Origin of the sequence: Curtobacterium sp. PhB115 (genome assembly GCF_003752025.1) — a bacterium.
In the GTDB taxonomy this organism is placed as follows: domain Bacteria; phylum Actinomycetota; class Actinomycetes; order Actinomycetales; family Microbacteriaceae; genus Curtobacterium.
The window spans coordinates 94,192-107,279 of the sequence record NZ_RJKR01000010.1 but is presented as its reverse complement, the minus strand read 5'-3'; the positions used below and the strand labels follow the sequence as shown (position 1 = coordinate 107,279).

Below are 13,088 nucleotides of genomic sequence, written 5' to 3'. Positions count from 1 at the left end.
CCGGTGTCCTCGCCGTCCCGCCTCCAGTCCCTCGACAGCTGGTACGCCGAGGGGTGGAAGGGCCTGAACGTCGCCGTCCTCGGGCTCGGCGCCACCGGTTTCTCGGTCGCCGACACCCTGGTCGAGCTCGGAAGCGACGTGACGGTGTACTCGTCCGACGCGCCGTCCGACAGCGTCGAGCTCCTCGACGTGATCGGTGCGCGGTTCGTGCAGACGCCGCTCGACACCGTGCCGGCAGGACTGCAGGAGCAGGCCCCTGACGTCGTCATCGTGTCGCCCGGCCTGCCGCCGCACAACGCGACCGTGCAGTGGGCGGTCCGGAACAGCACCGTCTGGGGCGACATCGAGCTCGCCTGGCGCGTCCGTGACAAGGTCGTGCGCGGGCCGGTCGCGGCGCCGTGGATCACGATCACGGGCACGAACGGCAAGACCACCACGACGCAGCTCACGACCGCGATGTACGAGGCCGGTGGGCTCCGTGCCGTGGCGTGCGGCAACATCGGCGTGCCGGTGCTCGACGTCGTCCGCGACCCGGACGGCTACGACGTGCTCGTCGTCGAGCTCTCCAGCCACCAGCTGCACTACATGGCGGACGCCGGCGACGGTGCGGTGGTGCCGCTCGCGAGCGCGTGCCTGAACATCGCCGACGACCACCTGGAGTGGCACGGGTCCGCCGAGGCGTACCACGCCGCGAAGGCGAAGGTCTACCAGCGCACCGTGATGGCGTGCGTCTACAACACCGCCGACGACGTCACCCGCGCCATGGTCGAGGACGCGGACGTCGTCGAGGGCTGCCGTGCGGTCGGCTTCACGCCGGGGGTGCCCGCTCCGGGTGACGTCGGCATCGTCGAGGACGTCCTCTGCGACCGCGCCTTCACCGAGGACCGCCGCAACAGCGCCCTCGAGCTCTCCACCGTCGCCGACCTCGAGGTCGCCGGGCTCGCGAGCCCCCACATGACGATGAACGTCCTGGCCGCAGCGGCACTCGCCCGCGCCGGCACGGTCCAGCCGAGCGCGATCCAGGGCGCCGTCCGCGCCTTCCGCGCCGACCACCACCGGACCGAGCGCGTCGCGGAGTCCGGCGGGGTCAAGTGGGTGGACGACTCGAAGGCCACGAACCCGCACGCCGCGACCGCGTCGCTCGCGTCGTTCGACACCGTGGTGTGGATCGTCGGCGGGTTGTTCAAGGGCGTCGACATCGACGGCCTGGTCGAGCGCTTCGGCCCCGAGGTCCGCGCGGTCGTCGTGATCGGCACCGACCGGACCCCCGTGCTCGAGGCATTCGCGCGACACGCGTCCGCGGTCCCGGTGCTCCAGGTGGAGACGACGGACACTGATCAGGTCATGCCCGAGGCGGTCCGGCATGCCGCATCGGTCGCGAGGCCGGGCGACACGGTCCTCCTCGCCCCGGCGGCTGCGTCGTTCGACCAGTTCGGCTCCTACGCCGACCGGGGGCGTCGTTTCGCGGCGGCGGTCCACGAGCACCTGGGAGGCAACGCCGATGGCGACGACGGATCTTCCGAACAGTCGTAACGCGCCGACGACGGGCAGCCCTCGTCGGACGAACGGCGCGTTCGTCGCCGTCAAGAACGTCTTCGTCGCCGAGTCCAGCACGTTCTACACGATCCTCGGCGTCACGCTCTTCCTCGTCGTGTTCGGGGTCGTCATGGTCCTGTCCTCGTCGAGCGTCGAGCAGTACGCGGCGACGCACGACTTCTTCGGCGCAGCGTCCCGCCAGGGTCTCTACGCGGTCCTCGGCGTCCCGCTCATGCTCATCGCGAGCCGCCTGCCCGCGCGCTTCTGGCGCCGCTGGGCAATGTGGATCGTCGGTGCCGGTCTCGTCGTGCAGGCCCTCGTCGTCCTGACGCCGCTCGGCTACTCGATCCAGGGCAACCGGAACTGGATCAAGGTCGGCTCGTTCACCGCGCAGCCGTCCGAGATCCTCAAGCTCGCCCTGGTGCTCGGCATCGGCGCGATCATGTACGTCAAGCGCGACAAGCTCGACGACTGGAAAGAGGTCTTCATCCCGATCGGGATCGCGAGCCTCGGGTCGATCGGCCTCGTCCTGCTCGGTGGCGACCAGGGCACCGCGATGATCATGCTCATCCTGGTGTTCGGGGCGCTCTACGTCGGTGGGGCCCGAGCCCGGCACCTGCTCGTCGGCGTGCTCGCCCTGGCGGTGGCGCTGCCGTTCGTCACGATGGCCTCGAGTTCGCGGCAGTCGCGCATCGGCGCCTGGCTGTCCGGCTGCACCGACACGAGCCAGTACCAGGACCTGTGCTGGCAGCCCGTGCACGGCATGTGGGCGCTCGCATCCGGTGGGGTGTTCGGCGTCGGGCTCGGCAACTCGAAGGCCAAGTGGTCGTGGCTGCCCGAGGCGGACAACGACTACATCTTCGCCATCATCGGCGAGGAGCTCGGGTTGATCGGCGCAGTCGTCGTGCTCGGCCTCTTCGTGGTGCTCGCCGTCTCGATGATCAAGATCATCCGGCAGTCCCGCGACCCCTTCGTGAAGACCGTCACCGGTGGCGTCCTCGCGTGGATCATCGGCCAGGCGCTCGTGAACATCGCCGTGGTCCTCGGCCTGCTCCCCGTCCTCGGCGTGCCACTCCCGCTCATCTCGGCCGGTGGCTCAGCCCTCATCATGACCCTGGTGGCGATCGGCGTCGTGCTGTCCTTCGCCCGTGAACTCCCCGGCAAGAACGACCCGCGCGCGACCATGAACGGAACCATCCGGTGAGCAAGTACCTCTTCGCCGGCGGCGGCACCGCCGGGCACGTCAACCCGCTGCTCGCGGTCGCCGACCGGCTGACCGAGCGTGTGCCCGACGCCGAGGTGCTCGTGCTCGGTACCGCCGAAGGCCTCGAGTCCCGGCTCGTCCCGATGCGCGGCTACGAGCTCCTGACGATCCCGCGCCTGCCGTTCCCGCGGAAGCTCAACGGCGCAGCGCTCCGCTTCCCGCAGCGCTTCGCCGCCGCGGTCAAGCGCACCGAGCAGATCATCCGCGACAACGACGTCGAGGTCGTCCTCGGCGTCGGCGGCTACGCGGCAGCGCCGGCGTACATCGCCGCCCGACGCACCGGCACCCCGATCGTCGTGCACGAGCAGAACGCGAAGCCCGGGCTCGCGAACCGTCTCGCCGCGTTCCTCACCGAGCACGTCGGTCTGACCTTCTCGAACACCCGGCTGCGGCACGGCCGCGTCGTCGGGATGCCGCTCCGGCGCGAGATCGAGTCGCTCGACCGTCGCGCGAGCCGGGCGGAGGCCCTCGCCGAGTTCGGGCTCGACCCGGAGCGCCCGGTGCTGCTCGTCACGGGCGGCTCGTCGGGTGCCCGGAGCATCAACCGCACGATCAACAAGTCCGCGGCGTCCATCGTCGGCGCCGGCTGGCAGGTCCTGCACGTGGTCGGCGCGGCGTCGGACATCGGTCCGAGCGACCTCGACGGCTACCACGTGCTGGCGTACTGCGACCGGATGGACCTGGCGTACGCGGCGAGCGACTTCGTCGTGTCCCGCTCGGGCGCCGGCATGGTCTGCGAGCTCACCGCCGTCGGGCTGCCGAGTGTGCTGGTGCCGTACCCTGTCGGCAACGGCGAGCAGCGGCACAACGCGAAGGACGTCGTCGACGCCGGGGGAGCGGTGCTGGTGGCGGACGGGGAATTCGACCAGGACTGGGTGACGTTCCAGCTGCTGACCATCCTGCAGGACCGGTCCCGGATCGCGGACATGACCGTCCGCGCCGGCAGCGTCGGCCACCGCGACGGTGCTGACCGCATGACCGACCTCGTCCTCGACGCCGCCACGCACGCACAGCACGGCACCGGGCGCGACGCCGGCCCGACCGGCACCGCCAGCACCACGGAGGAACCATGACCATCAAGCCGGACCTGACGCAGCCGATCCCGGACGACCTCGGCACCGTCCACTTCGTCGGCATCGGCGGCGCCGGCATGAGCGGCATCGCCCGGATGTTCCTCGCCGCGGGCCACCGCGTCACGGGCAGCGACTCGCGCGAGACCGGGACGACGGGCATCATGCGCGACCTCGGCGCCGACGTGCACATCGGCCACGACGCCGCGAACCTCGGCGACGCGGACACGATCGTCGTCACGAGCGCGCTCTGGCCGGACAACCCCGAGCTCCTCGAGGCGCAGCGTCGCGGCCTGCCGGTGCTGCACCGGTCGCAGGCCCTGGCCGCCCTGATCGCCGAGCACCGCCTCGTCGCGGTCGCGGGCGCGCACGGCAAGACCACCTCGACCGGCATGATCGTCACCGCGATGGTGGAACTCGGCCTCGACCCGAGCTTCGTCAACGGCGGTGTGATCCAGTCCCTCGGCACGAGCTCGGCCCCCGGGTCGAGCGACCTGTTCGTGGTGGAGGCCGACGAGTCCGACGGCTCGTTCCTGCTCTACGACGTCGCCGTCGCGCTCATCACGAACGTCGACGCAGACCATCTCGACCACTACGGCAGCGAGAGCGCGTTCATCGAGGCCTTCGTCGAGTTCGCCGCGAAGGCCAGCGAACGCATCGTGATCTCGAGCGACGACGCCGGTGCCAAGACCGTCACGGCCGGCATCCGCAAGCGCGCGGACGCCCCCGAGATCGTCACCTTCGGCGAGGCCGTCGACGCCGACGTCCGCATCGAGCGGATCGTCGAGTCCGCCGGTGTCGAGGTCGAGTTCCGCGCCGGCGGCGAGGCGCACCACCTGACCCTCCGCGTGCCCGGTCGGCACAACGCGATCAACGCGGTCGGCGCGTTCGCGGTCCTGATCGGCCTCGGTGTGCGTGCCGAGGATGCGATCCGCGGCCTCGAGGCCTTCGGCGGCACCCAGCGCCGCTTCGAGCTGCACGGCGTCGAGCGCGGAGTGTCGGTCTACGACGACTACGCGCACCACCCGACCGAGGTCGCCGCGGCACTCAAGGCCGCCCGGAACGTCGTCGGCGACGGTCGCATCATCGCGATCCATCAGCCGCACCTGTACTCCCGCACCCGGTTGATGGCCGGCGACTTCGCGAAGGTCTACGAGGAACTCGCTGACCACACGGTCGTGCTCGACGTCTACGGCGCCCGCGAGGACCCGGAGCCCGGTGTCACCGGCGCCCTGGTGCAGGAGCGCTTCGTCGACCAGTCGCGGGTGGAGTTCCTGCCCGACTGGGACGAGGCCTCCGCCCGTGCCGCCGCGGTCGCGCAGGACGGCGACATCATCATGACGCTCAGCTGCGGCGACGTGTACCGGATCATCCCGCAGGTGTTGGGAGCGCTGTCCCGGTGAGGCGCCCGGAGGGGTTCGACGAGGGGGACGCCCGCAGGGACGTCCCGGCCGAGGGTGCCGACGCGCCCCGGCAGCGTCGTGGTCCCTCGATGCCGCGGCTCCCGTTCCGCGAGCGCACCACCGACGACCGGGAGGCCCGTCCCGCGTCCGACGAGTCGGCTGCGGCCGTCGAGACCCCGGCCATCACCCCGGCCCCCGGTTCCTCCTGCACGCGCCCCCCAGCGGTCGGTGCGCCCCCGAGCGTCGGGGCGCAAAGGCCGTCCGCGGGCGCGGATCCGACCACCGATGCCGCCGACTCGACGCGCGACCGCGTCGGCGCCCTCGCGGGCGCGGCCGGCCGCCGCGTCGGCGCCGGCTTCGGGGCCGTCGTCGACCGCCTGCGCGAGTACACACCGGACGAGGACCACCGTGACCCGCGCCCCGACGCGGGCAACGCGCCCCGTGGAGACGGGGCGCGACGACCGTCGGGGGGCGCGGCGGGCGGTGCACGTGACCACGACGCGACCGTGACCGACGTGCTCGACGCGACCGGTGCCTCCCGGACCGACCAGCACGCCGAAGCACCCATCGGTGCCGGCGTGCGCGCGGCGGAGACCGCACGCGAAGCGCGCGTCGCGAAGCGCCGTCGTCGTCTGCTCGAACGCGCCGAGGTGCGTCGGTTCACCCGGCGCAGCCGGCACCGTCGTGCCGCCTGGATCACCGCCGCCGGGATCGTCCTGGTGCTCGGCGTCTCCATCCTGGTCGCCGTGTTCTCGCCGCTGATGGCCCTGCAGACGATCGAGGTCAAGGGCACGAACCGTGTGGACGAGACCGCGCTCCGCCAGGCGCTGTCCGACCAGATCGGCACGCCGCTCGCCCGGCTCGACTTCGACGAGATCAAGCAGGACATCGCCGGGTTCCCGCTCATCGAGAGCTACGTCACCGAAGAGGCGCCGCCGCACACCCTCGTCGTGACGGTCACGGAGCGCACGCCCGTCGTCGCGGTGAAGTCCGGCTCGACCTTCGACCTGGTCGACCCCGCCGGCATCGTCGTACAGTCCTCGCCGACCCGTCCGGCCACCATGCCGCTCGCCGACATCGGTCGTGCGCGGCTCGGGTCCTCGAGCTTCCGCACGATGACCGAGGTCGTGCTCTCGCTGCCCTCGACCGTGCGGTCGCAGGTGACGCGGGTCGCCGGGTCGACCGCCGACGACGTGACCCTGACGCTCAGCGACAAGTCGACGGTCGTGTGGGGGAGCCCGGACGACTCCGAGGCGAAGGCCGCGCTGCTCGCAGCACTGGTCGAGGACCACGCGGCGCGGAACCCCGGCGTCGTCGTGGAGTACGACGTCTCGGCACCGGACAACGGCGTGATCCGCGCGAAGGACTGAATTGCCGGACGTGATCCGCGACACGCGGCGTGGCGGGGCGACAGTGCCCGGAGCGCACCCGTAGCGTCGAAGCCAGCACCACATCTACCAGCATTGCCCCTGAACTTCAAGTAGAGGTTGAGGGTTCGACCGGAGGCCTGACTGACGTGACCACGAACCACAACTACCTCGCCGTCATCAAGGTCGTCGGTGTCGGCGGCGGCGGCGTCAACGCCGTCAACCGCATGATCGAGCTGGGCCTCCGTGGGGTCGAGTTCATCGCGATCAACACCGACGCGCAGGCGCTGCTGCTCAGCGACGCCGACGTCAAGCTCGACGTCGGCCGCGAGATCACCCGCGGCCTCGGCGCCGGCGCGGACCCCGAGGTCGGCCGTCGTGCCGCCGAGGACCACGCCGAGGAGATCGAAGAGGCCCTCGCGGGTGCCGACATGGTCTTCGTCACCGCTGGCGAGGGTGGCGGCACCGGCACCGGTGGCGCCCCGGTCGTTGCCCGCATCGCGAAGTCGATCGGCGCACTGACCATCGGCGTGGTGACCAAGCCGTTCAGCTTCGAGGGCAAGCGTCGCCAGTCCCAGGCCGAGAACGGCGTCGCCGGGCTCAAGGACGAGGTCGACACCCTCATCGTCGTGCCGAACGACCGCCTGCTCGAGATCAGCGACCGCGGCATCTCCATGGTCGAGGCCTTCGCGACCGCCGACCAGGTGCTCCTCGCCGGTGTCCAGGGCATCACCGACCTGATCACCACCCCGGGCCTGATCAACCTCGACTTCGCCGACGTGAAGAGCGTCATGCAGGGTGCGGGTTCCGCACTCATGGGCATCGGCTCGTCGCGCGGTGCCGACCGTGCCATCAAGGCCGCCGAGCTCGCCGTGGCGTCCCCGCTGCTCGAGGCCTCCATCGACGGTGCGCACGGCGTGCTGCTGTCGATCCAGGGTGGCTCGAACCTCGGCATCTTCGAGATCAACGACGCGGCCCGCCTCGTGCAGGAAGCCGTCCACCCCGAGGCGAACATCATCTTCGGTGCGGTCATCGACGACACCCTCGGCGACGAGGTCCGCGTGACCGTCATCGCCGCCGGGTTCGACGGCGGCGAGCCGGCGCAGCAGCAGAAGGAGCGTCGCTCGAGCTACGTCGACCCCGACGCCGGCTCCTCGGTGCCGGTGGCCGCGAGCGCGACCGGTGCGATCGAGGACTCCACCACCTCGGCGCCGTCCTGGGCTTCGCAGGAGCACGAGCCGCCGGTGCAGCGCGCCGCCGACCCGGCGTTCGACGACGACGACGAACTCGACGTCCCCGACTTCCTGAAGTAAGTCGCCCTTGGTAGCCGACCCGCGCCTCCCGTCCGCCTCGTCCCACGACGACGGACTGGAGGCGCGTCTCGCGTCCGTCAGGAGCGGCATCGCCGACGCGGCGCGCGCCGCAGGGCGCTCGGCCGACGACCTGACGCTGGTCGTCGTGACGAAGTTCCACCCCGCGTCCCTCGTCCGCGAGCTCGCTTCGCTCGGCGTCACCGACGTGGGGGAGAACCGCCACCAAGAGGCGCAGGCCAAGGCCGAGGAGCTCGCTGACGTGCCGCTCACCTGGCACTTCGTCGGCCAGCTGCAGTCGAAGAAGGCCCGGCAGGTCCGGCGGTACGCACACGTCGTACAGTCCCTCGACCGCTCGTCCGTCGTGGACGCCTTCGCGCCGACCGAGGCCGAACCGGAGCCGCCCGTCATCGACGGGTTCGTGCAGGTGAACCTCACCGACGACCCCGGACGCGGGGGTGTGCAGCCCGACGACGTCGAGGCGATGGTGGCGCGCGTGCTCGAGACCGGCACGATCCGGTTGCGCGGCGTGATGGCGGTCGCACCCCTCGACGAGGAACCCCGACCGGCCTTCGCACGACTGCGCGCGATCTCGGACCGGGTGGCGGCACTCGCTCCCGGCGCGACCGACATCTCGGCCGGGATGAGCGGCGACTACGCCGAAGCGATCCTCGAGGGCGCGACACACCTGCGGATCGGCACCGCAATCACGGGAAACCGGCCGGTCGCGCCCTAGCCTCGTTGCAGGGCATCCACGAGCACGAACTCCGGAGGAACCATGGCCAACCCGCTGAAGAAGACGATGGTCTACCTCGGCCTCGCCGACGAAGAACTCGACTACGAGGACGAGCCGCAGCAGGCTGCGCCCGCGCGCCAGCAGGCGCCGGAGACGAAGGCCGCTGCTCCGGAGACGCCCGCGCCCGCGGCTGCCCCCGTGGCCACCGCCGCTCCTGCCGCGGCACCCGCTGCGGCTCCGGCTGCGACGAAGAACACCCACCAGCGCGGCGCCCAGGTCACTCCGCTCCGCCGCTCGCACACGACCGCACAGAAGGCGACCCCGGTCCAGGAAATGAACGAGATCCTCACCGTCCACCCGCGCGAGTACAAGGACGCCCAGTCCATCGCCGAGAGCTTCCGCGACGGCATCCCCGTCATCATCAACCTCTCGCAGATGACCGAGAACGACGCGCGTCGCATGATCGACTTCGCCTCCGGCCTCTCGCTCGGGCTGTACGGCAAGATCGAGCGCGTCACGAACAAGGTCTTCCTGCTCTCGCCCGCCCACGTCGCAGTGAGCGGTGAGCCTGCTGAGGTAGAGTCCGACATCGAGGCGAACTTCTTCGCCCAGTCCTGAGTACCTCAGGCCCACCCGCCCCGTGAGCTCGGTCGCCTGACCGATCCCACCCGAGCTGAGCGAGCCCCATCGTGACCGTGATCCTCACGATCGTCTACTACCTCCTCCTGCTGTACATCCTGGTGCTGTGGGGGCGGTTCATCTTCGACCTCGTCCAGCAGTTCAATCGTTCGTGGCGACCGCGAGGGGGGATGCTCGTGGTGGCCGACCTGGTCTACACGGTCACCGACCCGCCGATCAAGGCGGTCAAGAAGGTCCTGCCGCCGATGCGGATGGGGCCCGTGGCGATTGACTTCGGATGGACGATCGTGCTCCTCGCGGCGATCATCCTCCGGTTCGTGGTCGCCCTGCTCATCCCGGTTTTCGCAAACTGATCCACGTGGCGAAAGCCACGACACGCGCCACGCCAACGGCATGGTCACGGTTCCGCCCCATCGTCGGTGTACGGTGGTCGGGATCGATGCACGCTCCGGCGTGACATCCGCACCGCACGGCTCGACTGGTACATTCGGTCGCACCGAGACGGTTCCACACGTTCAGCAGTTCTATTGAGGTGACGGCAATGGCTTTGACGCCGGAAGACGTAGTCAACAAGCGGTTCCAGCCGACGAAGTTCCGCGAAGGCTACGACCAGGACGAGGTCGATGACTTCCTCGACGAGGTCGTGGTCGAGCTCCGCCGCCTGACCGCGGAGAACGACGAGCTCCGTCAGCGCCTGCAGGCGGCCGAGTCCGCTCCGCAGCAGCCGGTGCAGCTCGAGAAGGCCGAGCCGGAAGCCGCGCCCGAGCCGGAACCGGCTCCCGTCGCAGCAGCACCGGAGCCCGCTCCGGTCGCAGCGGCCGCGCCGGCCACTACGGTCCCGGCGGACGAGGACACCGAGGGCACCACGAACCTCCTGACCCTCGCGCGTCGTCTCCACGAGGAGCACGTCCGCGAAGGCGTCGAGAAGCGCGACGCGCTCATCGCCGAGGGCACCGCCCAGGCAGCGCGTCTCGTGTCCGAGGCCGAGGCCAAGCAGCGCCAGATCATCGCCGACACCGAGAACACGAACCGTCAGCGTGTCGCGGTGCTCGAGCAGGAGCAGCGCCAGCTCGAGGGCAAGATCGACGAGCTCCGCACCTTCGAGCGCGACTACCGTGCGCAGCTCAAGAGCTACATCCAGGGGCAGCTCTCCGAGCTCGACTCCTCGGGCGAGCAGTCCGGTCTCACCCCGGCGCCGGCTTCGGCGCAGGGCTTCGGCAACTGACGTTGTCGCGACCAGCATCACGAGCGAAGGTCAGTGTCCGCGCGATCGCGGCACTGGCCTTCGCCGCTGTCGTGGTGGTGGCGTTCGACCAGGTCGCGAAGGCGCTGGTCGTCGCCAACCTGCCGTACGGCACCCCCGTCGCGGTCCTCGGCGGGGCGCTCCAGTTCCTGTACGTCCGGAACCCGGGGGCCGCGTTCTCGTTCGCGGTGAACATGACCTGGGTGTTCTCGATCGTCTCGGCCGCCGTCGTGGTCGCGATCATCGTCTACGCCCGGCGCATCCGGTCGATGTGGTGGGCGATCGTGCTCGGCATGCTGCTCGGCGGCGCGCTCGGCAACCTGGTCGACCGACTCTTCCGTGAGCCCGGCTTCGGTCGCGGCCACGTGGTGGACTTCATCTCGACGCCGTGGATGATGCCGGCGATCTACAACATCGCTGACTCGTTCATCTGCATCAGCATGGTGATCTTCGTGCTGCTCGTGATCCTCGGCGTGAACCTCGACGGCTCCCGCACGGTGTCGGCGAAGCGTGCCGAGGCGGACACGACCGAGCCGCTCGACGGTGGGGCCGCGTTCTCGTCGGCCGACGCCGACGTCGACGAGTCGACCCGTGCCTCCGGTCAGGATCACCGTGACCGACGCGACACGCTGGGCCACGACGCCACGTGACCGATTCGCGTTCCCTTCCCGTGCCCGACGGGCTCGCCGGTGAGCGTGTCGACGCCGCCATCGCGAAGCTCCTCGGGTTCAGTCGTTCCTTCGCCGCCGACGTCGTCGCTGCCGGCGGTGTCCGTGTCGACGGCGTCGTCGTCGACAAGTCCGACCGGCTGCACGCCGACTCGTGGCTCGAGGTCGAGTGGTCCCCGAAGGAGCCGCCGCGCATCGTGCCGGCGGTGGTCCCCGGCATGACGATCGTGCACGACGACGAGGACATCGTCGTCGTCGACAAGCCCGTCGGCGTCGCCGCACACCCGTCGCCCGGGTGGGACGGCCCGACCGTGCCCGGTGGCCTGGCGGCGGCCGGCTTCACGATCGCGACCTCCGGTGCCGCCGAGCGCGCGGGTATCGTGCACCGGCTCGACGTCGGCACGTCCGGGCTCATGGTCGTGGCGAAGACCGAGCTCGCGTACACGCACCTCAAGCGCGCCTTCAAGGAGCGCACGGTCGAGAAGGTCTACCACGCCCTCGCGCAGGGCCACCCGGACCCGACGTCCGGCACCGTGGACGCACCGATCGGTCGGCACCCGTCGAGTGACTGGAAGTTCGCCGTCACCGCCGACGGCAAGCCGAGCGTGACGCACTACGAGACCCTCGAGGCCTTCCGCTCCGCGACCCTGCTCGAGGTCCACCTGGAGACCGGGCGCACCCACCAGATCCGGGTGCACATGGCTGCGACACGCCACCCGCTCGTCGGCGACACGATGTACGGGGCCGACCCGGTGCTGGCCGAGGAGCTCGGGCTGACCCGGCAGTGGCTCGACGCCGTCCGACTCGGCTTCGCGCACCCGCGCACTGGCGACTGGGTGGAGTTCCAGGCGTCGTACCCGGAGGACCTGCAGCGTGCGCTCGACCGCATCCGGAGCGCCTCCGCCTGACGCGGCCAGCGCGCCCTCCCCGGCGGCTTGCGCCGGGGTCACTCTGACGCTTGGGCGGGCGCGCCCGCCCCGGCCGCTTGCGCCGAGGGGTCACGAACGGTCGCCCGCGGCGCCGCCAGGCGACGCTTTGCGTCCCCGTGGCGGCCTGCTCGCGGCGTGTTGCGGAACCTCGGCGTGGCGCCCCGCGCGTGTCGCAACCCGGTGCCGGCCTGGAGGCGCGGTGCGACCCCGCCACGCGCCTCCCGGCCGTCGCCGCGCCGTCCCCGGCTGCTTGGGCCGAGGGGTCACGAACTGTCGCCCGCGGCGCCGCCAGGCGACGCTTTGCGTCCCCGCGGCTGCCTGCTCGCGGCGTGTTGCGGACCCTCGGCGTGGCGCACCGCGCGTGTCGCGACCCCGTGCCGGCCTGGAGGCGCGGTGCGACCCCGCCCCGCGCCTCCCGGCCGTCGCCGGGCCGTCCCCGGCCGCTTGCGCCGAGGGGTCACGAACTGTCGCCCGCGGCACCGCCAGGCGGCGCTTTGCGCGCCCGCGGCGGCCTGCTCGCGGCGTGTTGCGGAACCTCGGCGTGGCGCCCCGCGCGTGTGGCGACCCGGTGCCGGCCTGGAGGCGCGGTGCGACCCCGCCACGCGCCTCCCGGCCGTTGCCGTGCCTTCTCCGGCCGCTTGCGCCGAGGGGTCATGAACTGTCGCCCGCGGCGCCGCCAGGCGACGCTTTGCATCCCCGTGGCGGCCTGCACGCGGCGTGTTGCGGGACCTGGGCGTGGCGCCCCGCGCGTGTCGCGACCCGGTGCTGGTCTGGAGGCGCGGTGCGGCCCCGCCACGCGCCTCCCGGCCGGCGCCGGGCGCGCCCACCCCGCATGGTGAGCAGAAATGGTCGGGTCGCGTCCTGCCACTCGACCATTCCTGCTCACCGAGCGGGGGCCGCACGAGGCTCGGACGCCGATGCCG

At 71.4% G+C, this 13,088-nt stretch carries 12 protein-coding genes; all 12 read left to right on the top strand.

Going from position 1 to position 13,088, the window contains the following annotated elements; all coding sequences use genetic code 11:
- The first annotated feature begins 3 nt into the window (after positions 1–3).
- The gene (murD, locus tag EDF19_RS14700; RefSeq protein ID WP_123681614.1) at positions 4–1,533 is read left to right on the top strand and encodes a UDP-N-acetylmuramoyl-L-alanine--D-glutamate ligase; all 1,530 of its coding nucleotides are present in this window, start codon (positions 4–6) and stop codon (positions 1,531–1,533) included.
- The gene (gene ftsW / locus EDF19_RS14695; RefSeq protein WP_123681613.1) at positions 1,502–2,740 is read left to right on the top strand and encodes a putative lipid II flippase FtsW; all 1,239 of its coding nucleotides are present in this window, start codon (positions 1,502–1,504) and stop codon (positions 2,738–2,740) included. Before murD ends, ftsW begins: the two co-directional genes overlap by 32 nt.
- Positions 2,737–3,873: a glycosyltransferase gene (locus EDF19_RS14690; RefSeq protein WP_260217213.1), complete on the top strand. Its 1,137-nt coding sequence runs from the start codon at positions 2,737–2,739 to the stop codon at positions 3,871–3,873. Before ftsW ends, EDF19_RS14690 begins: the two co-directional genes overlap by 4 nt.
- Positions 3,870–5,273, top strand: coding sequence for a UDP-N-acetylmuramate--L-alanine ligase (gene murC / locus EDF19_RS14685; protein WP_123681612.1), 1,404 nt, complete (start codon positions 3,870–3,872; stop codon positions 5,271–5,273). The genes EDF19_RS14690 and murC overlap by 4 nt, the downstream gene beginning before the upstream one ends.
- Complete coding sequence (locus EDF19_RS14680; protein WP_221180679.1) at positions 5,270–6,643, top strand: FtsQ-type POTRA domain-containing protein; 1,374 nt, start codon at positions 5,270–5,272, stop codon at positions 6,641–6,643. Before murC ends, EDF19_RS14680 begins: the two co-directional genes overlap by 4 nt.
- 146 nt (positions 6,644–6,789) lie before the next feature.
- Positions 6,790–7,953, top strand: a complete 1,164-nt coding sequence (ftsZ, locus tag EDF19_RS14675) for a cell division protein FtsZ (protein ID WP_123681611.1) — start codon at positions 6,790–6,792, stop codon at positions 7,951–7,953.
- A 7-nt stretch (positions 7,954–7,960) separates the two neighbouring features.
- Positions 7,961–8,686 (top strand): YggS family pyridoxal phosphate-dependent enzyme, encoded by a 726-nt coding sequence (locus tag EDF19_RS14670; protein WP_123681610.1) that lies wholly within the window; start codon positions 7,961–7,963, stop codon positions 8,684–8,686.
- Positions 8,687–8,728: 42 nt separating this feature from the next.
- The gene (locus EDF19_RS14665) at positions 8,729–9,304 is read left to right on the top strand and encodes a cell division protein SepF (RefSeq protein ID WP_123681609.1); all 576 of its coding nucleotides are present in this window, start codon (positions 8,729–8,731) and stop codon (positions 9,302–9,304) included.
- Positions 9,305–9,375: 71 nt separating this feature from the next.
- A complete protein-coding gene (locus EDF19_RS14660; protein WP_123681608.1) occupies positions 9,376–9,678 on the top strand; it encodes a YggT family protein in 303 nt (100 codons plus the stop codon).
- Positions 9,679–9,866: 188 nt separating this feature from the next.
- Entirely contained in the window at positions 9,867–10,550 is a 684-nt protein-coding gene (locus EDF19_RS14655; RefSeq protein ID WP_185022875.1) for a DivIVA domain-containing protein, read from the top strand.
- A 2-nt stretch (positions 10,551–10,552) separates the two neighbouring features.
- Positions 10,553–11,218: a signal peptidase II gene (gene lspA / locus EDF19_RS14650; protein WP_260217211.1), complete on the top strand. Its 666-nt coding sequence runs from the start codon at positions 10,553–10,555 to the stop codon at positions 11,216–11,218.
- Positions 11,215–12,144: an RluA family pseudouridine synthase gene (locus tag EDF19_RS14645; RefSeq protein ID WP_123681606.1), complete on the top strand. Its 930-nt coding sequence runs from the start codon at positions 11,215–11,217 to the stop codon at positions 12,142–12,144. Before lspA ends, EDF19_RS14645 begins: the two co-directional genes overlap by 4 nt.
- Positions 12,145–13,088 lie beyond the last annotated feature (944 nt).